Origin of the sequence: Streptococcus vestibularis, from assembly GCF_900636445.1 — a bacterium.
Classification (GTDB): domain Bacteria; phylum Bacillota; class Bacilli; order Lactobacillales; family Streptococcaceae; genus Streptococcus; species Streptococcus vestibularis.
Genome location: NZ_LR134275.1, coordinates 1,794,722 through 1,817,038, shown reverse-complemented (window position 1 = coordinate 1,817,038; position 22,317 = coordinate 1,794,722). Strand labels below are relative to the sequence as shown.

Sequence of the window (22,317 nt, the reverse complement as noted above, 5' to 3'; positions counted from 1 at the left end):
AAGAAAGGTAATACTAGTGGTTGACGTAAATCGATTTAAAAGTATGCAAATCACACTAGCTTCACCAACCAAGGTCCGTTCATGGTCTTATGGTGAAGTTAAGAAACCTGAAACAATCAACTACCGTACGCTCAAACCAGAACGCGAAGGTCTCTTCGACGAAGTGATCTTTGGTCCTACTAAAGACTGGGAATGTGCGTGTGGGAAATACAAACGTATCCGTTATAAAGGTATTGTTTGTGACCGCTGTGGTGTTGAAGTAACACGTGCTAAGGTTCGTCGCGAACGTATGGGTCACATCGAGTTGAAAGCACCAGTATCACATATCTGGTACTTCAAGGGAATCCCTTCTCGTATGGGATTGACTTTGGATATGAGTCCTCGTGCGCTTGAAGAAGTTATTTACTTCGCAGCTTACGTGGTTATCGATCCAAAGGAAACGCCACTTGAGCCAAAATCTCTCTTGACTGAACGTGAATATCGTGAAAAATTGCAAGAGTATGGTCATGGTTCATTTGTCGCTAAAATGGGTGCAGAAGCAATACAAGATCTCTTGAAACAAGTAGATTTGGAAGTGGAAATTGCTGAACTCAAAGAAGAGTTGAAGACAGCAACTGGTCAAAAACGTGTTAAAGCAGTTCGTCGTTTGGACGTTCTTGATGCCTTCTACAAGTCTGGTAATAAACCAGAATGGATGGTACTTAACATCTTGCCAGTATTGCCACCAGATCTTCGTCCGATGGTTCAATTGGACGGTGGTCGTTTTGCAGCATCTGACTTGAACGACCTCTACCGTCGTGTGATCAACCGTAACAACCGTTTGGCTCGTTTGCTTGAGTTGAGTGCTCCAGGTATCATCGTGCAAAACGAAAAACGTATGTTGCAAGAAGCGGTTGACGCTCTTATTGATAATGGACGTCGTGGTCGTCCAATTACTGGACCAGGTAGTCGTCCACTTAAATCTTTGAGTCACATGCTTAAAGGTAAACAAGGCCGTTTCCGTCAAAACTTACTTGGTAAACGTGTCGACTTCTCTGGACGTTCCGTTATTGCCGTTGGTCCAACACTTAAAATGTATCAATGTGGTGTTCCCCGTTTGATGGCCATCGAACTTTTCAAACCATTTGTTATGCGTGAAATCGTTGCGCGTGAATACGCAGGTAACGTGAAAGCTGCTAAACGTATGGTTGAACGTGGTGACGAACGTATTTGGGATATTCTTGAAGATGTTATCAAGGAACACCCAGTACTTCTTAACCGCGCACCTACCCTCCACCGTTTGGGTATCCAAGCCTTCGAACCTGTCTTGATTGATGGTAAGGCCCTTCGTCTTCACCCATTGGTATGTGAGGCCTACAATGCCGACTTTGACGGTGACCAAATGGCCATCCACGTTCCATTGTCTGAAGAAGCTCAAGCTGAAGCACGTTTGCTCCTTCTTGCGGCTGAACACATCCTTAACCCTAAAGACGGTAAACCGGTCGTAACGCCATCTCAGGATATGGTTCTTGGTAACTACTACTTGACTATGGAAGAAGAAGGCCGTGAGGGTGAAGGTATGGTCTTCAAGGATATTGATGAGGCAGTTATGGCTTATCGTAATGGTTATGTTCACTTGCATAGCCGTGTCGGTATCGCAGTAGACAGCATGCCTGATAAACCTTGGAAAGAAAACCAACTTCACAAGATTTTCGTTACAACTGTTGGTAAGATTCTCTTTAACTCAATCATTCCAGCAGAAATTCCATATCTTCAAGAAACAACAAATGAGAACTTGACAGATAGTACACCAGATAAGTACTTCCTTGAACCAGGTCAAGATATCCAAACAGTTATTGATAGTTTGGAAATTAATGCGCCATTCAAGAAGAAAAATCTTGGTAACATCATCGCTGAAACCTTCAAACGTCTTCGTACGACTGAAACATCAGCCTTCCTTGACCGTTTGAAAGACCTTGGTTACTACCACTCAACACTTGCTGGATTGACAGTGGGTATCGCCGATATCCCAGTTATCGATAACAAACAAGAAATTATCGATGCTGCTCACCACCGTGTTGAAGAAATTAACAAAGCTTTCCGTCGTGGTTTGATGACAGAAGATGACCGCTATGTTGCTGTTACAACAACATGGCGTGAAGCGAAAGAAGCACTTGAAAAACGTCTGATTGAGACACAAGATCCTAAGAACCCAATCGTTATGATGATGGACTCGGGAGCTCGTGGTAACATCTCTAACTTCTCTCAACTTGCCGGTATGCGTGGTTTGATGGCTGCTCCTAACGGACGTATCATGGAATTGCCTATCCTTTCAAACTTCCGTGAAGGTTTGAGTGTTTTGGAAATGTTCTTCTCTACTCACGGTGCGCGTAAAGGTATGACCGATACGGCCCTTAAGACAGCTGACTCAGGTTACCTTACTCGTCGTCTGGTTGATGTTGCTCAAGATGTTATTATTCGTGAAGATGACTGTGGAACAGATCGTGGTCTTCTCATCCGTGCTATTACTGACGGTAAAGAAGTTACGGAAACACTTGAAGAACGTCTTCAAGGGCGTTATACTAAGAAATCAGTTAAGAACCCTACAACAGGTGAAGTAATCGTAGGTCCAGATACTTTGATTACTGAAGACATGGCTGCAGCTATTGTCAATGCTGGTGTTGAAGAAGTAACTATCCGTTCAGTCTTTACATGTAACACACGTCACGGTGTCTGCCGTCACTGTTACGGTATCAACTTGGCGACAGGTGATGCGGTTGAAGTTGGTGAAGCAGTTGGTACTATCGCTGCCCAATCTATCGGGGAACCTGGTACACAGCTTACCATGCGTACCTTCCACACCGGTGGGGTAGCCTCAAACACCGATATCACACAGGGTCTTCCACGTATCCAGGAAATCTTTGAAGCACGTAACCCTAAAGGGGAAGCGGTTATCACTGAAGTTAAGGGTACTGTTATTGAAATCGAAGAAGATGCTGCGACACGTACTAAGAAAGTCTTTGTTCAAGGTAAGACTGGAATGGGTGAGTACGTCGTTCCATTTACAGCTCGTATGAAAGTAGAAGTTGGTGACGAAGTACACCGTGGTGCGGCCTTGACAGAAGGGTCAATCCAACCTAAACGTCTCCTTGAAGTACGTGATACCTTGTCAGTTGAAACTTATCTTCTTGCAGAAGTGCAAAAAGTTTACCGTAGCCAAGGGGTAGAAATCGGTGACAAACACGTCGAAGTAATGGTTCGTCAAATGCTTCGTAAAGTATGCGTTATGGATCCAGGTGATACAGACCTCCTTCCAGGTACACTTATGGACATTTCTGACTTCACAGATGCTAACAAGGATATTGTTATCTCTGGTGGTGTTCCTGCAACATCTCGTCCAGTCCTTCTTGGTATTACGAAAGCCTCACTTGAAACAAATTCATTCTTATCAGCGGCTTCCTTCCAAGAAACAACACGTGTCCTTACAGATGCAGCTATCCGTGGTAAGAAAGACCATCTCCTTGGTCTTAAAGAAAATGTTATTATTGGTAAGACTATCCCTGCTGGTACAGGCATGGCTCGTTACCGTAACATTGAACCACTTTCAGTTAACGAAGTTGAAGTTATTGAAAACATTGCTGTTGATGAAGCAATTGTGGAAACATCTGAAGACTAAAATGAAAGCAAAAGAGCTCACAATGAATTGTGGGTTCTTTTCGTATTTATGGCTCTTTGTCAACTGTAGTGGGTGACGAAAAGCGGCTCTTTGTCAACTTTTCTTAGAAAATGGTCTTTAGGCACAAGTTCATCAAGCGTATAGAAGCCTACTTGATGTCGATTATACTCAAGGTTTTCTTTGTGAAACATAGAAGCACCTCTTCAAATACCTTTTTATTATACTCCTTCAAAGTAAGAAAAGTCCCCAGAAGTATAACTTCTGAGGACTTTGTCTTCAATCTGAAACCTTGAAATCAAGTTTTTTTCTTATTTTTAGATGCCCCCTACAGGTAGTTTATAGAGATTTATACATATAGAGTAAAGGATTTTTATTGATTTTATGCGATTTTAGTATCTTTATATTTTAAAAGAATTTATGTTTCGCAACAAAAAATAAAAAAAGCTTGACAAAAGAAAGCGGTTTCTTCATAATGTGATTGTAAAGAGGTTAACGTTAGCTGAATAATTAACGTTGGGAGGTTGCATCATGGGATTTTTAAAAAAATTATTCTCACGTAATGAGATTAACTTGGGTATCGTATCTTTTGGATACTCTGGTAAAAAATGGCACTGGTAAGGTATACCCTTGTGTGCAGATTGTTTTGGAGTAGCTGATCATAACTGCAGTTGAGAGGAAGGTAGCTGATTCTCTCAACTGTTTTTATTTTTGTTAAAAGTTTAATTTATGTTTATGAAAGAATCTCATAGTAAATTTGAAGCAATAATCATTTCAATTGGTATGGTGGTATTAGCAGGTTTATTTGTTAATATTGGTAATGTCTTTGCTCTTTTTTGGAGTGTAGACAATCAAATGATTATTAATTGTATTTTGGCTTTTTCATCTTCAGTAGGTTTTATAGCAATACCGTTATTATTTTTACACCTTTTAGGATTTAAATTTATTAAGCCTAAGTTTAATATTGTTTTTGCTATTATTTTATTGATTGTTATTCTGTTTATTTCTATTTTTGTTTTTAAATCAGGAGAAACAATACATGCATTAATTATAGCAACTTGTGAGGAATTTTTATTCAGAGGAATTATTTTAAGTGTATTATTGTCTTGTTTTACAAAACGAGAGGCTTTTATTTTAGGTTCTCTAGTATTTGCAATTCTTTTACATTTAAATGGTGATTTTTTGTTAAATTTTGTGGTGAAGTTTCCTGCTAGTATTATTTTATATATTTTAGCAGATTATTTTGGATTACAAAGTTCAATTGCATTTCATTGGTTTTATAATATTTGTGTTGGGAGTATTTTTGGGTAAGGAGGAGATGTCATGTTGTTTTATATTATCATTGCGAGTATATTAAATATACTTTTAGTTATTATTGGGACAAAATTTTTATTAAGTTTAACCATTTTAGGATTTATTTTTATTATTTATCTTTTCCCGCTAATATTAAATTCGGCACTTTCCGCTTCAGCAGTTTTAAAAAAGAAAAAAAATCACTTTATTGCTTGGTTTTTCCAACAATTTCTTTACTTACTTATATTATTATAGGAGTTTTTTTGGAAAACTCAAGCTCATGGACTAAATTTATTGAGCACAATACAATTACAAGCGGGGAGATGTATATCAAGATAAATACTAGTTTAATTGAACCATCTCAAATTATATTTGTTGTTCTATTATACTTTTTGGTGGAATATATTATTTTAAAAATTTTAGAACGTATGGTGAAGAAAAATGGCAATAATTGAAGTAAAAGGGTTAGGAAAAAAATATAAAGGTAATGATTTTTATTCTTTAGAAAATGCTAATTTTACGATTGAAGAGGGAGATATTATAGGTTTAGTAGGTAAAAATGGTTCAGGGAAGAGTACTTTGCTCAAAATATTAGCAAAATCTCAAAATCCTACAGAAGGGACTGTTTTTTTCAATGGTAGGGACATTTTTAAAGAAGATAATATTCTTAAAGATTTTGGAATCATGATAGAACCTGTATTCTTTCCACAAATTAGTGTTGAAGAAAACTTAAAGTTATATCTTAAAATTCATAAGAAAGAACAGTATCAAGATAATATCGAAAAAATACTGAAATTAGTCGGACTTTGGGAAGCTAAAGATAGAAAACCTATAGATTTTTCTTTTGGTATGAAACAAAGAACTGCTTTAGCATTGGCTCTTGTTACGGAACCTCAATTTGTGTTATTAGATGAGCCTTTTGTGGGTTTAGATCCTATTGGTGTTAAAAATTTATTGGAAATTTTAAAACAATGGTCAAAAGTTAATAAAACATCAATGATAATATCTAGTCATCAGTTAGCAGAATTAGAAGACTTGTGTACACGTTATCTTTTCATTGAATCAGGGATAATTGATGATAAAATCAGTACGGAGCAAAATAGTATTATAATAGAGCTGAATGAGATTTTCAGAGATGAAGATAATCATTTGATAGAGAATCTTGTGAAAAAATATAGCTTAAAGTATAGTGAAAATAATATTGAAATTGATAATTCTGTAAATAATGAAGCATTAAATAGTATCTTGGAACAACTTGCAGTTGCTAAGCTAATTAATAATGTTTTATCAAAAAAGGATAGTTTAGAAAGATTATTTGTGGAGGAATAGGAATGAATTACTTAACATTACCTTTTTTTAAAGCATTGTTGAAGAAAAAAGAATCAAAAATTGCGTTAGCTTTTAGCTTTTTCCCAATGCTATTAATTGTTGTAGGATTATTTAATACCAATTTTATGCAATTGAGCGCCCCAGTTGGGTCACTAAGCTTTTTTGAGTTTTTTAGTGCAGTTTTATTTACTCAGTACCAAATGACCTTGCCATTAGTAGTTTTTATTTATATTGTAAGTACGATTTTTAGAGATGAAATTACAAGTGGTATTATGTATCTTTACAAAGATATTAGTAGAAAAGTTATTTTAAATGCAAAGCTAGGAGCGATTTTATTGTTTCAAATATTGTATATAGTAATAACTTTCTTTTCATCATTGTTTACTTATTATGTCTATTTGGTTCATCAACCATATACGTCAGGTAAGCTTTGGCCTTCCCAAATTGATGATGTACAGTATACGGTAATTAGTATTTTAGGGACTATTTTGGTGTTTTTGTTGTGTTTATTAGTTGCCAGTTTGGCATCAATTATCTTGACAAATGGATTCACTATGCTTGTAGGAATTATTTTTGCATCTTTTTCTTTTATAGCTCCACATCTTGCTTCGCTAAAATATGTGTTTCCGAACGGTTATGTTAATGTGTTAGGTCATATGTCTTTTAATAGTAGTATATTACTTATTATGTTATTATTTGTAGTCTACTATGCAATTTTGTATATTGCTTCTTTATATTTTTATAGTAGACTTGAGTATTAGTGGGTTGAGGTACTCTTATGAAGAGTAAAAAAAGTTCTTCAATATTATTTCAAATTAGATATTTTCTTATACCTGAACGATTTTTATTTATAATTGGATTGGTTCTAAGTATTATCGGTGCTTTGTCTACGCTCGCTTTGCCTTTGATTATGGGTACTCTGGCAGACCGTGATAGAATGAATTTTATTTTATTACATAAATCTATAATCTTTTTAGGAATGATTGCTATCTTTATAATTTATATTATTCAAGGATTAGCTGCATTTTTGTTAGGCAAGGTTGGAGCTAGGGTTATTAAGAATATGGAGAATGAGTTTGTTAATCATTGCTTGAATCTACCTATTTATCAGTTAAATAGATTTTCAGCAGGAGACCTTACAAGTCGTTTAACAAACGATATATCAGAAACAGCCAAAATTGTTACTACGACTATTCCTCAACTAATAATAAATGCTATTATCGTTTTAGGAACGAGCGTTATACTTGTATCAATAAATTTTCGTCTTACTGTTATAGCCTTTTTAGCAACAGCATTAGCTAGTTTGCTTGTCATGCCTTTTAATAGGAAATTAGAGCGACTTTATAATTTACACCAGACATATTTAGGTGATGTTAGTGGAAGCTTTACTCAAAAGGTTTTAAATAATAAGTTGGTAAAGTCTTATTTAGGAGCAAAACAAGAAGTAAGTACATTTAAAGGTAAATTTAATAAGATTTACTATAATTTTGTTCGTATGGTCGCTACAGCCTCTATTCTTAATACTTTGACATCTGGTTTATTAATCCTTTTGGTACTTAGTTTTTTGTTATATACTAGTTGGCAAGTGAATCAAGGTTTATTATCTATTGGTGAGATGGTGACTTTTATCTTATATATTATTCAAGTTATTAGTCCAATCACGAGTATTTTTTCTAGCATATCAGAATTTTTTGAAGTTAAAGGGACTTTAAGACGTATTACAGATATTTTAGCTATTAATATTGAAAACGATTCACCAGATTCGATAGATTTTAATATTTCAAAAGGAAATATTTCTCTAAATAATTTATCTTTTAGCTATGATGGTGTTACAAAAGTTTTAAATAATATCAATATAGAGTTACCTTCAAAAAAATTTATTGCTATAGTTGGTCCAAGTGGGTCAGGTAAAACGACCTTATTTTCCTTATTATTGAAATTTTTTAATGAATATGACGGAGATATTTTGATAGACGGTGTGCCACTAAAAAATATTTCTACAGATACTATTCGAAAACAAATTTCTTGTGTTTTTCAAGAAAGTGGTTTCTTTTCGGGAACTATTAAATCTAATTTGCTGTATGGAAAAAATAGTAACGTAGATGATATGAGTATTGAAAGTGCTTTGAAAAAGTCAGGAGCATATGATTTTGTTAATCACTTTTCTAATGGTTTAGATACAATTATTGGCGAGGGTGGAGTAGAACTTTCTGAGGGACAAAAACAAAGATTAAATATTGCCAGAGCTTTAATAAGTAATCCTAAGATTTTATTAATGGATGAAGCAACAGCAAATCTAGACACAATGACTGAAAGCCTTATTATCAATACTTTGTTAGAGATAAAAGGAACTATAACTACCATTGTTATTGCTCATCGTTTAAAAACTATTATTGAATCTGATTTAATTATTGTATTAGAAAATGATGGTACAGTAACTCATTTTGGAACACATCAACATCTATTAAACTACAGCGAAACTTATAAAAAAATATATAGTGAAAGTTTATTTTAGATATTTGAATAATAGGTTGATTGTATGAGATTGTACACTACCGATTTATAAAATCAAAAACTCTTCGATTCTTGCTAGATTCTTGCTATATGTGAAAAATAAGACCATATTTTTTATCTTTTCCAGAAAATTTTGTATAATAAGGACACCAAAGATGAAGTGAGAAAGAAAAATGTACCAAGTAGTTGAAATGAAAGGGGATTTGGAACCGTGGTGGTTCTTGGAAGGTTGGCAGGAGGATATTATAAGTACTAAGGAATTTGAAAATTTTTACGATGCCCTCAAGTACTATAAAAAACTTTGGTTTGCCATGGAAGAAATCTTGCCAAGTTACATCAGTCGTAGTAGTGTCATGACTGCTTTTTGGGACCAAGAGGATAAACACTGGTGTGAGGAGTGTGACGAATACTTGCAGGTCTATCGATCGATTGCACTTTTAGATGATTGGCAGGAAATTCCTGAGGAAAAACACCGTCCGGGATATGAAAAGCGAAATGACCTTCCAAGTCATGCCCACTGTAAAATTAAACGTTAAACAATGCAGAAGCTCGAATTTTTTCGAGCTTCTTTTCATTTATGTGACTTTAAGTCCGTTTCGCTCCGAAGGTGCGAAACAGATAAACCACCCGCTATGCGGGTGCGCATCGAAGGTTATACCGTCATAACAAAAAAACTCCAAACGAGTTACAATATAGGTGTTCAAGCCAATTGTAAAGCGGAAGGAGTTAAGACTATGGCGCAAAAAGCTCACAGTTTATCACATACAAAATGGATGTGTAAGTACCACATTGTATTTACACCTAAGTATAGACGAAAAATAATCTATAATCAATATAGGAGTAGTTTGGGAGAGATTTTTCATAGACTATGCCAATATAAAGGCGTTGAAATAATAGAAGGCCACTTAATGCCAGATCATGTCCATATGTTAGTAAGTATTCCACCACGAATGAGTGTAGCTAGTTTTATGGGATATTTGAAAGGTAAAAGTGCATTAATGATGTTTGATAAACACGCCAATTTAAAATATAAATTTGGGAACAGACATTTTTGGGCAGAAGGTTATTATGTAAGTACGGTAGGACTTAATGAAGCCACAATTAAGAAATATATTCAGGAACAAGAGAAGCATGATATCGCTTTAGATAAATTAAGCGTGAAAGAATATGAAAATCCCTTTAGGGATAACGGTAAGTAATGCGAATGCCTCTTTGAGAGGCTTGTGACGAGTCAAAAGCAATAAGGCTTGAACAAAGTGAAAGCCAGCGTCTTTAGGCGCTGGCTGGTATTATGGGCTTATAGCCCTTGATCAAACCACCCGTTAGACGGGTGGTTATGATTTTTTTAAACTTTTTACGAATAGGTTTATGAGGAGGTCCTTATGATAACAGAATTTGCTAAGGAAATAATCAAAAATGCTGATAGTTGTGGGGCTCAAGACATCTATGTCATTCCACGTCAGGATAATTATGAGCTCTATATGCGAGTTGGGCAAGAGAGGAGATTGATTGATGTATATCGGCCTGATTTCATGGCTAGTCTTATTGGTCACTTTAAATTTGTGGCGGGAATGATGGTAGGTGAGAAGCGTAGGAGTCAATTGGGCTCTTGTGACTATGATTGTGGTGACGGTCACTTGGTTTCTCTGCGTTTATCAACTGTTGGAGACTATCGAGGTTTGGAGAGCTTGGTTATTCGTGTTCTTCATTCTGAACGAAGAGAGCTAACTTACTGGAATCAAGGAATTCAGCCTATTAAGGATGCATTGGATTATCGAGGACTGTATCTCTTTGCGGGTCCCGTAGGTTCTGGGAAGACCACACTTATGCATGAATTGGTTCAGGAGCGTTTTAAGGGACAGCAGGTGATTTCTATTGAAGATCCTGTGGAAATTAAACAGGATAATGTCTTGCAACTCCAGGTAAATCAGGCAATTGACATGACCTATGATAATTTGATTAAGCTATCACTACGTCACCGCCCGGATGTTTTGATTATTGGAGAAATTCGAGATAAGGAGACTGCTCGAGCGGTTATTAGAGCTAGTCTGACAGGAGTGACTGTTCTTTCAACTATTCACGCAAAGAGTGTGGCAGGTGTTTATGAGCGTCTTCTGGACCTCGGTGTAGATAAGTCTGAGTTGGATAATGCTCTTCAAGGGATTGCCTATATGCGTTTGATTAAGGGAGGAGGTGTGATTGATTTTGCCAGTGAAAATTTCCAAAGCCATTCGTCAACCAGCTGGAACCAACAGTTGGAAGGCTTGGTTAAACAAGGATATCTCACTGAAGGGGATATCCAAGGGGAAAAAATTAAAGATTAATCAGCAAGTCAAGGTTATCCAGCTCTTCAAACAACTTCTAAAGGCCGGTTTTACCTTAACTGAAATCGTAGCCTTTTTGGAGCGAAGTCACTTGTTGAAAGAATCGTCATTATCTCTTATGAAAGCAAGCTTAATGCGAGGCGACAGGCTAGACAAGATGTTTGCGTCAGTGGGTTTTTCGGACAATATTGTTACTCAGATTGCCCTTGCTGATAAGCATGGTAATCTTCTAGGAAGTTTAACCAAGATTGAAGCCTACATGCTTCGTATGACCAAGGTTCGTAAGAAACTCATGGAGGTAGCGACCTACCCTATCCTACTTCTGGGTTTCCTGATTCTGATTATGTTAGGACTTAAAAATTATCTTTTACCTCAATTGTTAGAGGGGGATGGTAAGGAGAATTGGGCTGTACAGTTGGTTCAGATTTTTCCCCAGCTCTTTTTTGTGACTTTGTGCGGACTTCTTGTATTAAGCTTAATTCTCTATCTATGGGTCAAACGCCAGCCAGCCCTTGTCTTTTATCGACGAATGGCAAAAATCCCTTTTATAGGCCAAACTATCAGGCTATATACGACCGCCTATTATGCTAGGGAATGGGGAAATCTCTTAGGACAAGGGATTGACCTGTTAGACTTGGTTTCTCTTATGCAAGAGCAAAAGTCCAAGCTCTTTCGTGAGCTGGGGGCTGATTTAGAAGAGGCCTTGATGCTAGGACAGAGTTTTCCTGATCGTATTGCTAGTCACCCTTTCTTCACTAAGGAGCTATCCTTGATTATTGCTTATGGAGAGGCTAATGCTAGGTTGGGCTATGAGTTAGAAGTCTATGCTGAAGAGGTTTGGCAGGCTTTCTTTAACCGTCTTAATAAGGCAACAACCTTTGTGCAACCCCTCATTTTTATTATTGTTGCTGTCGTGATTGTAATGATCTATGCAGCCATGCTATTACCAATGTATCAAAATATGGAAGGAATGATGTCATGAAAATGATGTTAAAAAAATTGAATGCCGTTAAACTACGAGCTTTTACACTGATTGAAATGTTGGTCGTGCTTCTCATTATCAGTATTCTCCTTTTGCTCTTTGTACCTAACTTGAGCAAGCAGAAGGATTCTGTTAAAGAGACTGGAAATGCGGCTGTGGTCAAGGTCGTGGATTCTCAAGCAGAACTTTATGAAATGAAGAATAACAAGACAGCTAGCTTAGCCGCTCTTGTTTCAGAAGGTCAAATCACGCAAAAACAGGCAGATTCATACAATGATTATTATGCGAAACATGGTGGCGAAAGCCGCTCAGTGGCCAATTAGAGCCTTTACCTTGTTGGAGAGTCTGGTGACTCTAGCAGTGGTTGCCTTTCTCACTCTGAGTTTGTCAGGCTCAGTCACAGGTATTTTTCAGCAGGTTGAGACTAATCTTTTTTATCTGCGCTTTGAGTACCTATACCGAGATAGTCAGCGATTGGCAGCGGCGAAAGGGGCCAATGTTGAATTGCAGTTGACCAAGGATAAAATCAGTAACGGAAAATCCAGTCTGGTGATTCCTAAAAATATTCATCTGGATAAGGGGCAGACGCTAGTGTTTAATGCCAAAGGAGGTAACTCTAGCCTCACGAAGATTCGTTTTTCAAGTGATAAGGAGGTGGTGACCTATCAGCTTAACATGGGCAGCGGTAAATATAAAAAGACGGTCTCTTAGAGGCTATATTCTTATCGAAAGCCTGATAGCAATGGCTGTTTTAGTACTCGTCAGTGGTCTTATCTTGGATCAGATCAATACCAATCGTAGGCTAATGGCTAGGAATCTCCACCAACAGGAGGTCTTGAGTGTGGCTACCATGGCAGTTCAGACCAAACAGGATCAGTTGACCTTAAATGGTATCACAGTGACAGTAAAACGTAGCAAGCAAGGCATCACAGTTTATGAATCAGGAAAGGAAATTACTCATGTCTCTAAATAGTAAGGTTCGCGCCTTTACCCTTTTGGAATGTCTGGTAGCCTTACTGGTTATAGCTGGTTCTGTCCAAGTATATCAGGGCTTAACCACCGTTCTGGTGGGCAATGTCAAACAGGTAAGACAACAAGAAAACCAAGACTGGCTTCTATTTGTCCAACAAATGGAGGCAGAATTAGAAGGTTGTCAGTTGGTAAAGGTAGAGGGGAACAAACTCTATGTCAAGCAGGATAATCAAGACCTGGCTTTTGGACTTTCAAGTGCTACTGATTTTCGAAAAACAAATGCTGACGGTCGAGGCTATCAACCAATGCTTTTCGATGTCAAATCTAGTACGGTAAGTCAAAAGAACCAGATAGTTACTATTCAAGTGACTCTTAAAAATGGACTACAAAGGAGTTTTATTTATGCTTTTGAAAAAACAGGTTAGGGGAGGCGTTCTCCTCTACGCTCTTTTTATGGCTGGCATTTTCACACTCCTTCTTCATGTTTATCTGGAACGGGTGGTTGCTAGCTCTAGACAAAACCAAGCACAAATAGTGACCAGTCAAAGTCGTCTCATGGCAGAGATGACCATGGATTTGGTGGATAAGGAAGCAGGTGCTTTTAGTTTTTCTCAGGGTACTACGACTTACGAGGTTAAGGATAAACAAGTGATTGTTCGAGTTGTCAGTAAAGGCCAAATTAAGACCTATCGTTATGTGAAGAAACAGGAGCAGAAATAGAAATTCTCTTTCCTTTTTGATATGATAGAAGGACGGAGGAAATCATGAATTTTGAAGCAATTGAGACAGCCTTTGAGCTGTTGTTAGAAAATGTCCAAACCATTGAAAGTGATCTTGGAACCCATGCTTACGATGCGCTTATTGAGCAAAATTCCTATTATTTGGGGGCTGAGGTAGCTAATGAAGTCATTATCAAAAACAACGAGAAATTACGTGCTCTTGATCTAAGTAAAGAGGAGTGGCGTCGTGCTTTTCAGTTCTTGTTTATCAAGCTAGGGCAATTGGAAGCCTTACAGGCCAATCACCAGTTTACACCTGATGCTATTGGCTTTATCATCCTCTACCTACTCGAAGGTTTGACCAAGGACGACCAATTAGATGTTTTGGAGATTGGTTCGGGGACAGGAAACTTGGCTGAAACTCTTCTAAATAATAGTCAGAAAACCCTTAATTATATGGGAATGGAAGTTGACGATCTCCTTATCGATTTGTCAGCTAGTATTGCTGATGTGGTGAATTCGAGTGCAGTTTACATCCAAGAAGATGCTGTTCGACCACACATTCTCAAAGAGAGTGATGTTATTATCAGTGACCTACCTGTTGGTTACTACCCTAATGATGAGATTGCGAGTCGTTTCAAGGTTGCAGCAACTGGTGAACACACCTATGCCCATCATCTTCTCATGGAGCAATCACTCAAGTACCTGAAGAAAGATGGTATTGCTATTATTTTAGCACCAACTAATCTTTTGACAAGCCCACAAAGTGACTTGCTTAAGAAATGGCTATCAGGATATGCTGATATTATTGCTGTTATCACTCTTCCAGAAGCAGCTTTTGGCAATAAACATAACATGAAGTCTATCTTTGTGCTTAAAAAACAAACTGAAAATGCTCCTGAGACTTTCGTTTATCCACTTAGCGATTTGCAAAATCCAGAGGTCCTCAAAGATTTTACAGAGAATTTCCAAAAATGGAAATCAGATAATTCCATTTTCTAGCAAAACATGTTAGAATAGGACTATATTATTGAAAGCGTTTTACAAAGAGGTGGCTTATGACAAAAACAATAGCAATTAATGCAGGAAGCTCAAGCTTGAAATGGCAACTATATGAGATGCCAGATGAAGTTATTCTTGCTAAGGGTTTGATTGAACGTATCGGCTTGAAAGATTCTGTTTCAACAGTAAAATTTGCTGACTGTTCTGAATCGCAAACCTTAGATATTGCTGACCATGTTCAAGCGGTAAAAATCTTGCTTGATGACTTGATTCGTTTCGATATTATCAAGAGCTATGATGAAATTACAGGTGTTGGTCACCGTGTAGTTGCTGGTGGAGAATATTTCAAAGAATCAAGCTTGGTGGATGAAGATGCCTTGGCTAAGATTGAAGAATTGTCAGCCTTGGCACCGTTACATAATCCAGGTGCAGCCTCAGGGATTCGTGCCTTTAAGGAGCTCCTCCCAGATATTACAAGTGTTGCTGTTTTTGATACAGCTTTTCATACATCTATGCCGGAAGTGGCCTACCGTTATCCAGTGCCTAATCGTTACTATACAGACTACCAAGTCCGTAAGTATGGAGCACACGGAACTAGTCACCAATATGTTTCTCAAGAAGCAGCTAAGTTGTTAGGTAAGCCAATTGAAGAAACTAAGATTATCACAGCCCATGTGGGAAATGGTGTTTCTATTACTGCCGTTGATGGTGGTAAATCAGTAGACACATCAATGGGGTTGACACCACTTGGTGGCGTTATGATGGGAACACGTACTGGGGATCTTGACCCTGCGATTATTCCATTTGTTATTGACCGTGAGCCTGAAATGGCAGATGCTGAGCGTATCCGTCACGTCTTTAATAAGGAATCAGGTCTTCTTGGTATTTCTGAAAAATCAAGTGATATGCGTGATATCATTGCTGGTAAGAATGCTGGTGATGAAAAATGTGCCTTGGCCTATGATCTTTATGTGGATCGTTTGCGTAAATACATCGCTCAATACTTCGGTGTGCTGAACGGAGCGGATGCTATCGTCTTTACAGCAGGTATTGGTGAAAACTCTGCAGAAGTTCGTGCTTCAGTTTTGGATGGTCTCACTTGGTTTGGTATTGAAGTGGATCCTGAAAAGAATGTCTTTGGACATGTAGGCGACATTACAACAGCAGAGTCAGCTGTTAAAGTATTTGTTATCCCAACAGATGAAGAGTTGGTGATTGCGCGTGATGTTGAGCGCCTTAAAACTAAATAAGTTATCAAAAATTAGATAAGACCAGAAAAGTTGGCTGAGCAATTGGCCAGCTTTTTTGAATGCTTTAAAAGAATCATTCGCCTATGTCCATATATGTGTAATTCAATAAGTAAAGAAAACTTTACAAAAAATGTAAAGTAAACTATACTATTGATGTAAAGTTAACTTAACAAATAAAAGTAAGGAGTTTAACGATTTGAGAATAAACTATAAGGTTGAGGTATCATATGGAAACAAAAATTCAGGAACTTCGCAAGGCTAATAAGATTAGTCAGGCAGAGTTAGCAGATGAAATGGGGGTCACCAGGCAGACCATCATTTCACTCGAAAAAGGTCGCTATAATGCGTCCTTGGAGCTGGCTTTTAAAATTGCTAGGTATTTTGGAAAGACTATTGAAGAAGTCTTTATTTTTGAGGAAGATTAAGGAGTATCAAGATAGGTTATTAAAGACGTTAGGAAAGAAAAAAGCAGAATCAGAGTATAAAAGATACATAGTCCGAGTATCATGTTCTTTCTTTTCTTTGGGTATTTTGGGATTATTTATTGTTTGCTCTAATAGTCTTAGTGATTATGCACTAGGATTAGTAGTGGGGGTTACCATTGGGAGTTATGCTCTGTCGATTTATTATTTTGCAGCGCTTAGTCATCCTAAACGCCTTCACCGGATGTATATTGCCGCCTACGATGAGCGAAATAAACAGATTTTGCAGGTGACAGCGGTCGCAACTCTGATTCTAGAATTTTTGCTTATCTTTGCTTTGATTGCCCTATATGCCTTTGTCAGTATTCAGTTGCCATATGTTACAGTCTTATCTGTCTTGCTCTATGGCTTAGTTGTAGGATTTGTCTTTATTCGTCTCATCCTATCTAAAATCGTATAAGATTCCTTAATTATCCCTCTATTTCATAGTGGCTTGTCAAAACAGTAGATTTGTATTATAATAAAGGTACAAAATAACAATGAAAAGAGGTAGCTTCTTATGAACAAAGAGTCCATTTTAAAACGCTTTCTTTATTTCTTACTGGCTTTCCTAATTTTGTGTATTGAACAAGCTCCAACCATATTTGTTCGTGTTAAAGACGTGAGGGCAGTGAGTCTCCTAATTTTGGTTATGCTACTCATTAGTGCAGGAGCTCTTTTCTTAGGAAAACGCATGGGGCTTCTTGAGGGGTTCAAGACACTTTCTTCCTTAAAGGCATGGGGTATGATTGGCTTGACCTACCTAGGTATTTACATTGTTACTAGGGTAGGTGGGATGGTCATGCAAATGGAGGGTGTTAGTAATAGCGCCAATCAGGCAGCCATAGAAAATGCCCATATGAATCCCTTTGTTCTCATAACAGTTACGGTGATTATGGCACCGATTGTGGAAGAGTTGATTTTTAGAGGGCTCCTCATGGGACGTGTCTTTAATCCAGATTCTATTGTTGGGTTGACTCTAAGTAGTTTACTCTTTGGCCTTGTTCATATGCCTAATAGTATCGGTGTCTGGATTATATATGCAGGTATGGGGTTTACCCTTGGGGTAGTATATCGTAAGTGTCAAAAGTTAGAGTACTGTATCATAGCCCATATGATTAACAATAGTATTGTGGTTTCAATGATGTTACTTTTACAATTTTTAGCACCATATATCAAATAAAGCTCGGAATTTTCCGAGCTTTTTCTTTTTTATAGTTTTTGAGCTTTACCAATGGTTGTATCAATACTTGAAGCCACACTATGGGTAAGGCCTGTACGCTCAAGGTCCATGAGACCGGCGATAGTAGTGCCACCAGGGCTACATACCTTGTCAATAAGATCATGTGGACTGTCGCTACCTAGACTGAGATTTTCAGCAGTAGCTAGAACGGTCTGTGTGGCAATGGTCAAAGCAACTTGCTTACTTAGGCCATTTTTGACACCAGCTTTAGCCAGAGCCTCGATAAAGAGGGCGATGTAGGCCGGACTAGAGCCAGCTAGGGCAGTGAAGGTATCAAAGTCCTTCTCGGCCAATTCAACAGTAGTTCCAAAACTATCTGTGATTTCCTTGGCAACTGCCAAAAGGCCCTCGGATACTTTATCATTAGTGCAAAGACCGGTAGTACTCTTAAGAATCTGAGCATTAAGGTTCGGCATGATACGAATAAGAGGAAGGTCTGGGCTGGTGAGTGAAGCGAGGCGTTCCAAGGTTACTCCAGCAGCCATACTCATGATAGGTTGATGGAAGTTGAGACCAGCTAGTACCTTATCAAACATTTGAGGTTTGATACCTAGTATGACCAGGTCAGCCTTATCCAACAATTCCTGATGGGAAGCAGCAGCTTCAACCTCTAGTTCCTCTGCAATTTGGCGCGAACGAGCCAAGGAAGACCCTGAAATAATGATACGATGTGAGCTTGTATTTAGGCCGTTGATAATAGCTGTTGCCATTTTTCCGACACCGATAAAACCTATAATCATGGGTTACTCCTTATCTTAATAGTTTTTAATCAAATCTACTGTTGAGCGATTCAACTTCTTAACAATAGCTTGTAAGAAAGCCTGTGCTTCTAGGAAGTCATCCATCGCATAAAGGGTTTGGTGCGAGTGAATGTAGCGGGCACAAACACCGATAGTTGTTGATGGAACACCAGCATTCTTCAAGTGAGCGGCACCAGCATCTGTTCCGCCCGCAGCACAGTAGTATTGGTATTTGATACCAGCTTCTTCAGCTGTAGTCAAAAGGAAATCTTTCATATTTGGCAACATGATGTGACCTGGGTCGAAGAAACGAATAAGGGTACCATCACCTACCTTACCTTGATTACCATAAATATCACCTGCAGGAGAACAGTCCACTGCAAAGAAAACTTCAGGATCAAATTTAGTGGTAGAAACATGGGCACCACGTAAACCAACTTCTTCTTGAACATTGGCACCAGCAATTAGAGTATTATTGAGTTCTTGATCTTTAACGTTTTCCAAGAGTTCGCGAATCATGAGAACACCATAACGGTTATCCCAAGCTTTAGAAATGACATTCTTTTGATTGGCTGTGAGGATCGTTTCTGATTCAGGAATGATGACATCACCTGGAAAAACACCGTAGGCATTAGCCTCTTCTTGGTTGGAAAAACCAGCATCAAAGACGATATCAGAAACACTAGGAAGACTTGGAGCCCCACCGCTGGCACGTAAGAAATGAGGTGGTACCGAACCTGAGATGACAGGATAGATACGGCCATCACGAGTGTGTAGGGTGAAGCGTTGTGAGCTGACAACCAGTGGGTTCCAACCACCAAGTTCGACGACACGGAAAGTTCCGTCTGCCTTGATTTCTTTAATCATAAACCCAACTTCGTCCATGTGGGCAGCCACAAGCACCTTAGGGGTATTTTCTGCCCGGCTATGCTTGATACCGAAAATACCACCGAGACCATCTATTTGGACCTCATCTACAAGTGGGGTGATATTGTTGCGAAGGTAGTCGCGTACAGGAGCTTCAAAGCCTGAAGTAGCACTGAGCTCGGTTACTTCTTTAATTTTGTCAAATAGGGTAGTCATAAAATCCTCCTTGAGTAGTACTTGCTACTATTTTAGCACGATTCTTAAGAGATAGGTAGCCTCTCCCCATTCCTCTAAAATTATGGTAAAATGTTTCTTATGAAACGTAAAACATTGGCCTTGTTTGCTGGAGGCGTAGGAGCTTTAGGTCTCTTGGCAATGGCAGAGAAGTATAGACAGTCACGTGCAGAAATGAAGAAGGCTGCATTAATCCAAGATATTAGACAAGAATTATCTCACTTGGGGACTATCGCAGTCCTTTATACAAATCCCACTGATAAGGAAAATCCAGGGCTTACAGGAGGTATCGTCTTAGAGGATGGACGTGCCTATAGCTTTGTTTATGCAGAGGATATCTTGACCTATGAGGAGGAGCAGGCATGATTATTCCTAAGAATCTTGAAGAACTGGCAAGCTATGTCGAAAGTGATCAAAAGGTGGTTTTCTTTTTCACTGCCGATTGGTGTCCAGACTGTCAGTTCATCTATCCCGTTATGCCTGAAATCGAAGCCCTCCATCCAGATATGACCTTTGTGCGTGTTAATCGTGATGATTATATGGCTTTGGCACAAACTTGGAATATTTTTGGTATCCCAAGTTTTGTTGTGACTCAGAAAGGTCAGGAATTGGGACGCTTGGTCAATAAAGCTCGTAAAACTAAAGAAGAAATCACTGCCTTTTTGGCAACAGTATAAGGAGAACCCATGATTTTTGCATACAATAAGGAACAAGTTGGCGACGTTTTGTTGGTTATTTTGGAAGATACTAAAGACGTCAAACGTAGCGTAGAACGTAAAGGTAAAGTGGCGCGTGTCACAGCTGATGAAACAGGCAAGACTCTTGCTTGGAATATTTTTGAAGCGTCAAGCCTCATTGATATCAAAGGTAACGGTCAAGTTTTCTTGTCAGACCAAGATGTAGCTGTTTTGAACGAGGAATTGGCTAAAGAGGGCTTTGAAGAGCGTTTGGAAAACACACAAGGACCAGTCTTTGTGGTTGGACAAATTGAAGAAATGGTTCCACATCCAGACAGTGACCACCTTAACATCTGCCAAGTGAACATTGGTGATAAGAAGGTCCAAATTGTTGCAGGAGCACCAAACGCAGCGCTTGGTCTTAAAACTATCGTAGCTCTTCCCGGTGCTATGATGCCTAGCGGTGCCCTTATCTTCCCAGGAAAACTTCGTGGTGAAGATAGTTATGGTATGATGTGTTCCCCACGTGAGTTGGCACTTCCAAATGCCCCACAAAAACGTGGTATTATTGAACTTGATGATTCAGCAGTAGTCGGTGAGACTTTTGATCCAGCCAAACACTGGAAAGGGTAAATAAGACAAGAAGCGGTAAGTAAGCCGCTTTTTTGTTTGTCATAAAGAAAGTTTATAGCTAATCATAAAAAAGAAAGATTATGCAAGTTGTAATATTTTTCTTAAAATGTAATCAATATTTACTTTAGGAGGTACTTATGCTTACGACTGTTCTTTCTGGTGGGCTCATTGGTCTAATATTTGGATTCATTTTGCAACGAACTCGTTTCTGCTTGACTGGTGGTTTCCGAGACATGTATATTGCTCGTAATAATACCTTATTTTACGCTTTCCTTATTGCAATCACAGTAGAAAGTATAGGAGTGCTTTCCCTGATTAAATTAGGTATTGTTGGAAATCCCTATGAAGACTTCTCCGTGTTAGGAGCAATTGTGGGTTCCTATCTATTTGGTATTGGAATTGTTCTTGCAGGGGGATGTGCCACAGGAACGTGGTATCGTGCAGGTGAAGGGCTCCTAGGTAGTTGGGTTGCACTATTCTTTTATATGATAAGTGCAGCAGCTATGAAATCAGGATTTCTTGTTCCTTTGAATCAATTAATAGCCAAGCGATGGGTAATTAATGATGATTTAGCTGGTCAATTAGGAATTCCGGTTTGGTATTTTCTTGTTTTATTAGTAGCTATAACAAGTTTTGTCGTCATTCGAGAGTTACGTAAGCCCAGACGTCAGATTGCTACGCTTCCATCAAAATATAAGGGAGTGAGACACTATCTTTTTGAGAAAACTTACCATAAATATTTTGCAGGACTTCTAATAGGTCTTGTTGCTTTAATTGCTTGGCCTGCCAGTCAGTTGACAGGTCGTGTTGGAGGGTTAGGTATTACAACTCCCTCAGCACATCTAATTAGTTATATTATTACAGGTGATAGTAAACAGCTTGGTTGGGGTGTTTTTCTTGTATTGGGGATTTTTCTTGGTTCCTTTCTTGCTGCAAAGGTGTCTCTAGAGTTTCGTTGGCGCTTGCCAGACTTGTCAACCATCGGTAAGAGCACACTAGGGGGGATTTTTATGGGAATCGGTGCTTCATGGGCTGGTGGCTGTACGATTGGTAATGGTTTAACAGCTACAGCAATTTTTTCTAGTAAGGGATGGATTGCTTTGCCAGTGACTATTTTAGGTGTTTGGACGGCTTCCTATATTATCTTTGTAAAACCAAATAAAAATTAAGAGGAGAATATAATATGACTTTGGTAAAACTTGAAACTGGTGGACTGGTATGTCCATTTCCATTGATTGATGCGAAGAAAAAAATAGCTGAATTAGCTGTTGGAGATGAGTTGTTGATTGCTTTCGATTGTACGCAAGCAACGGAAAGTATTCCAAACTGGGCTGCAGATAATGATTATCCTGTAACTCGCTTTGACCGAATTGGTCCTGCTTCTTGGGAAATTGTGGTTCAAAAACGTTGAGTTAGCTAAGCGAG

The 22,317-nt window shown here is 38.3% G+C and carries 28 protein-coding genes; 26 read left to right on the top strand and 2 right to left on the bottom strand.

Going from position 1 to position 22,317, the window contains the following annotated elements:
- The first annotated feature begins 16 nt into the window (after positions 1-16).
- The 21 genes from rpoC to EL076_RS09085 all read left to right on the top strand — a co-directional run bounded on the left by rpoC (position 17) and on the right by EL076_RS09085 (position 17,681).
- The gene (gene rpoC, locus EL076_RS09180; protein ID WP_126430090.1) at positions 17-3,655 is read left to right on the top strand and encodes a DNA-directed RNA polymerase subunit beta'; all 3,639 of its coding nucleotides are present in this window, start codon (positions 17-19) and stop codon (positions 3,653-3,655) included.
- 726 nt (positions 3,656-4,381) lie between these two features.
- The gene (locus EL076_RS09175) at positions 4,382-4,963 is read left to right on the top strand and encodes a CPBP family intramembrane glutamic endopeptidase (protein WP_126430089.1); all 582 of its coding nucleotides are present in this window, start codon (positions 4,382-4,384) and stop codon (positions 4,961-4,963) included.
- A 12-nt stretch (positions 4,964-4,975) separates the two neighbouring features.
- Positions 4,976-5,200 carry a hypothetical protein gene (locus EL076_RS09170; protein ID WP_126430087.1) on the top strand — a complete coding sequence of 75 codons (225 nt, stop codon included), beginning with the start codon at positions 4,976-4,978 and terminating at the stop codon, positions 5,198-5,200.
- Positions 5,098-5,400 (top strand): Msa family membrane protein, encoded by a 303-nt coding sequence (locus tag EL076_RS10595; RefSeq protein ID WP_408055274.1) that lies wholly within the window; start codon positions 5,098-5,100, stop codon positions 5,398-5,400. Before EL076_RS09170 ends, EL076_RS10595 begins: the two co-directional genes overlap by 103 nt.
- Complete coding sequence (locus tag EL076_RS09165) at positions 5,393-6,274, top strand: ABC transporter ATP-binding protein (protein WP_126430160.1); 882 nt, start codon at positions 5,393-5,395, stop codon at positions 6,272-6,274. The genes EL076_RS10595 and EL076_RS09165 overlap by 8 nt, the downstream gene beginning before the upstream one ends.
- A gap of 2 nt (positions 6,275-6,276) precedes the next feature.
- On the top strand, positions 6,277-7,035 hold the full coding sequence (locus tag EL076_RS09160; protein ID WP_126430085.1) for a hypothetical protein: 759 nt from the start codon (positions 6,277-6,279) through the stop codon (positions 7,033-7,035).
- Positions 7,036-7,052: 17 nt separating this feature from the next.
- Entirely contained in the window at positions 7,053-8,789 is a 1,737-nt protein-coding gene (locus tag EL076_RS09155; RefSeq protein WP_126430083.1) for an ABC transporter ATP-binding protein, read from the top strand.
- Between the two features lie 172 nt (positions 8,790-8,961).
- Positions 8,962-9,324 carry a DUF1033 family protein gene (locus EL076_RS09150; protein WP_126430081.1) on the top strand — a complete coding sequence of 121 codons (363 nt, stop codon included), beginning with the start codon at positions 8,962-8,964 and terminating at the stop codon, positions 9,322-9,324.
- Positions 9,325-9,522: 198 nt separating this feature from the next.
- Complete coding sequence (tnpA, locus tag EL076_RS09145; RefSeq protein WP_002883780.1) at positions 9,523-9,987, top strand: IS200/IS605 family transposase; 465 nt, start codon at positions 9,523-9,525, stop codon at positions 9,985-9,987.
- 183 nt (positions 9,988-10,170) lie between these two features.
- Positions 10,171-11,112 (top strand): competence type IV pilus ATPase ComGA, encoded by a 942-nt coding sequence (gene comGA, locus EL076_RS09140; protein WP_126430079.1) that lies wholly within the window; start codon positions 10,171-10,173, stop codon positions 11,110-11,112.
- Positions 10,994-12,094 carry a competence type IV pilus assembly protein ComGB gene (gene comGB, locus EL076_RS09135; protein ID WP_126430077.1) on the top strand — a complete coding sequence of 367 codons (1,101 nt, stop codon included), beginning with the start codon at positions 10,994-10,996 and terminating at the stop codon, positions 12,092-12,094. The genes comGA and comGB overlap by 119 nt, the downstream gene beginning before the upstream one ends.
- On the top strand, positions 12,091-12,417 hold the full coding sequence (gene comGC / locus EL076_RS09130; protein WP_002885815.1) for a competence type IV pilus major pilin ComGC: 327 nt from the start codon (positions 12,091-12,093) through the stop codon (positions 12,415-12,417). The genes comGB and comGC overlap by 4 nt, the downstream gene beginning before the upstream one ends.
- On the top strand, positions 12,377-12,805 hold the full coding sequence (comGD, locus tag EL076_RS09125; RefSeq protein WP_253665936.1) for a competence type IV pilus minor pilin ComGD: 429 nt from the start codon (positions 12,377-12,379) through the stop codon (positions 12,803-12,805). The genes comGC and comGD overlap by 41 nt, the downstream gene beginning before the upstream one ends.
- Positions 12,806-12,836: 31 nt before the next feature.
- Positions 12,837-13,067, top strand: a complete 231-nt coding sequence (comGE, locus tag EL076_RS09120) for a competence type IV pilus minor pilin ComGE (protein ID WP_003095891.1) — start codon at positions 12,837-12,839, stop codon at positions 13,065-13,067.
- Positions 13,054-13,491 carry a competence type IV pilus minor pilin ComGF gene (gene comGF, locus EL076_RS09115; protein ID WP_003091908.1) on the top strand — a complete coding sequence of 146 codons (438 nt, stop codon included), beginning with the start codon at positions 13,054-13,056 and terminating at the stop codon, positions 13,489-13,491. The genes comGE and comGF overlap by 14 nt, the downstream gene beginning before the upstream one ends.
- Positions 13,469-13,786, top strand: a complete 318-nt coding sequence (gene comGG, locus EL076_RS09110) for a competence type IV pilus minor pilin ComGG (protein ID WP_003092009.1) — start codon at positions 13,469-13,471, stop codon at positions 13,784-13,786. Before comGF ends, comGG begins: the two co-directional genes overlap by 23 nt.
- 44 nt (positions 13,787-13,830) lie before the next feature.
- The gene (locus tag EL076_RS09105) at positions 13,831-14,787 is read left to right on the top strand and encodes a class I SAM-dependent methyltransferase (RefSeq protein ID WP_126430075.1); all 957 of its coding nucleotides are present in this window, start codon (positions 13,831-13,833) and stop codon (positions 14,785-14,787) included.
- Positions 14,788-14,843: 56 nt separating this feature from the next.
- Positions 14,844-16,037 carry an acetate kinase gene (locus EL076_RS09100; protein ID WP_064520007.1) on the top strand — a complete coding sequence of 398 codons (1,194 nt, stop codon included), beginning with the start codon at positions 14,844-14,846 and terminating at the stop codon, positions 16,035-16,037.
- Between the two features lie 227 nt (positions 16,038-16,264).
- On the top strand, positions 16,265-16,462 hold the full coding sequence (locus EL076_RS09095; RefSeq protein WP_002885716.1) for a helix-turn-helix transcriptional regulator: 198 nt from the start codon (positions 16,265-16,267) through the stop codon (positions 16,460-16,462).
- Positions 16,449-16,919, top strand: a complete 471-nt coding sequence (locus EL076_RS10515; RefSeq protein WP_082901122.1) for a CAAX protease — start codon at positions 16,449-16,451, stop codon at positions 16,917-16,919. Before EL076_RS09095 ends, EL076_RS10515 begins: the two co-directional genes overlap by 14 nt.
- Before the next feature lie 99 nt (positions 16,920-17,018).
- The gene (locus EL076_RS09085) at positions 17,019-17,681 is read left to right on the top strand and encodes a CPBP family intramembrane glutamic endopeptidase (protein WP_003095899.1); all 663 of its coding nucleotides are present in this window, start codon (positions 17,019-17,021) and stop codon (positions 17,679-17,681) included.
- Between the two features lie 29 nt (positions 17,682-17,710).
- On the opposite strand, the gene proC is transcribed toward EL076_RS09085, so the two are convergent.
- On the bottom strand, positions 17,711-18,481 hold the full coding sequence (proC, locus tag EL076_RS09080) for a pyrroline-5-carboxylate reductase (RefSeq protein ID WP_064520010.1): 771 nt from the start codon (positions 18,479-18,481) through the stop codon (positions 17,711-17,713).
- Positions 18,482-18,496: 15 nt separating this feature from the next.
- Positions 18,497-19,564 carry a glutamyl aminopeptidase gene (gene pepA / locus EL076_RS09075; RefSeq protein ID WP_048788014.1) on the bottom strand — a complete coding sequence of 356 codons (1,068 nt, stop codon included), beginning with the start codon at positions 19,562-19,564 and terminating at the stop codon, positions 18,497-18,499.
- Positions 19,565-19,663: 99 nt separating this feature from the next.
- Here pepA and EL076_RS09070 point away from each other — a divergent pair, with 99 nt between their 5' ends.
- The 5 genes from EL076_RS09070 (at position 19,664) to EL076_RS09050 (ending at position 22,303) form a co-directional block, all read left to right on the top strand.
- Positions 19,664-19,948 (top strand): DUF4651 domain-containing protein, encoded by a 285-nt coding sequence (locus tag EL076_RS09070; protein WP_003091918.1) that lies wholly within the window; start codon positions 19,664-19,666, stop codon positions 19,946-19,948.
- Positions 19,945-20,259: a thioredoxin family protein gene (locus EL076_RS09065; protein WP_064520012.1), complete on the top strand. Its 315-nt coding sequence runs from the start codon at positions 19,945-19,947 to the stop codon at positions 20,257-20,259. The genes EL076_RS09070 and EL076_RS09065 overlap by 4 nt, the downstream gene beginning before the upstream one ends.
- A 9-nt stretch (positions 20,260-20,268) precedes the next feature.
- On the top strand, positions 20,269-20,892 hold the full coding sequence (gene ytpR / locus EL076_RS09060) for a YtpR family tRNA-binding protein (RefSeq protein WP_003092102.1): 624 nt from the start codon (positions 20,269-20,271) through the stop codon (positions 20,890-20,892).
- Positions 20,893-21,029: 137 nt separating this feature from the next.
- The gene (locus EL076_RS09055; RefSeq protein ID WP_003091956.1) at positions 21,030-22,061 is read left to right on the top strand and encodes a YeeE/YedE family protein; all 1,032 of its coding nucleotides are present in this window, start codon (positions 21,030-21,032) and stop codon (positions 22,059-22,061) included.
- Positions 22,062-22,075: 14 nt separating this feature from the next.
- Positions 22,076-22,303 carry a sulfurtransferase TusA family protein gene (locus tag EL076_RS09050; protein ID WP_064520013.1) on the top strand — a complete coding sequence of 76 codons (228 nt, stop codon included), beginning with the start codon at positions 22,076-22,078 and terminating at the stop codon, positions 22,301-22,303.
- Positions 22,304-22,317: the final 14 nt, after the last annotated feature.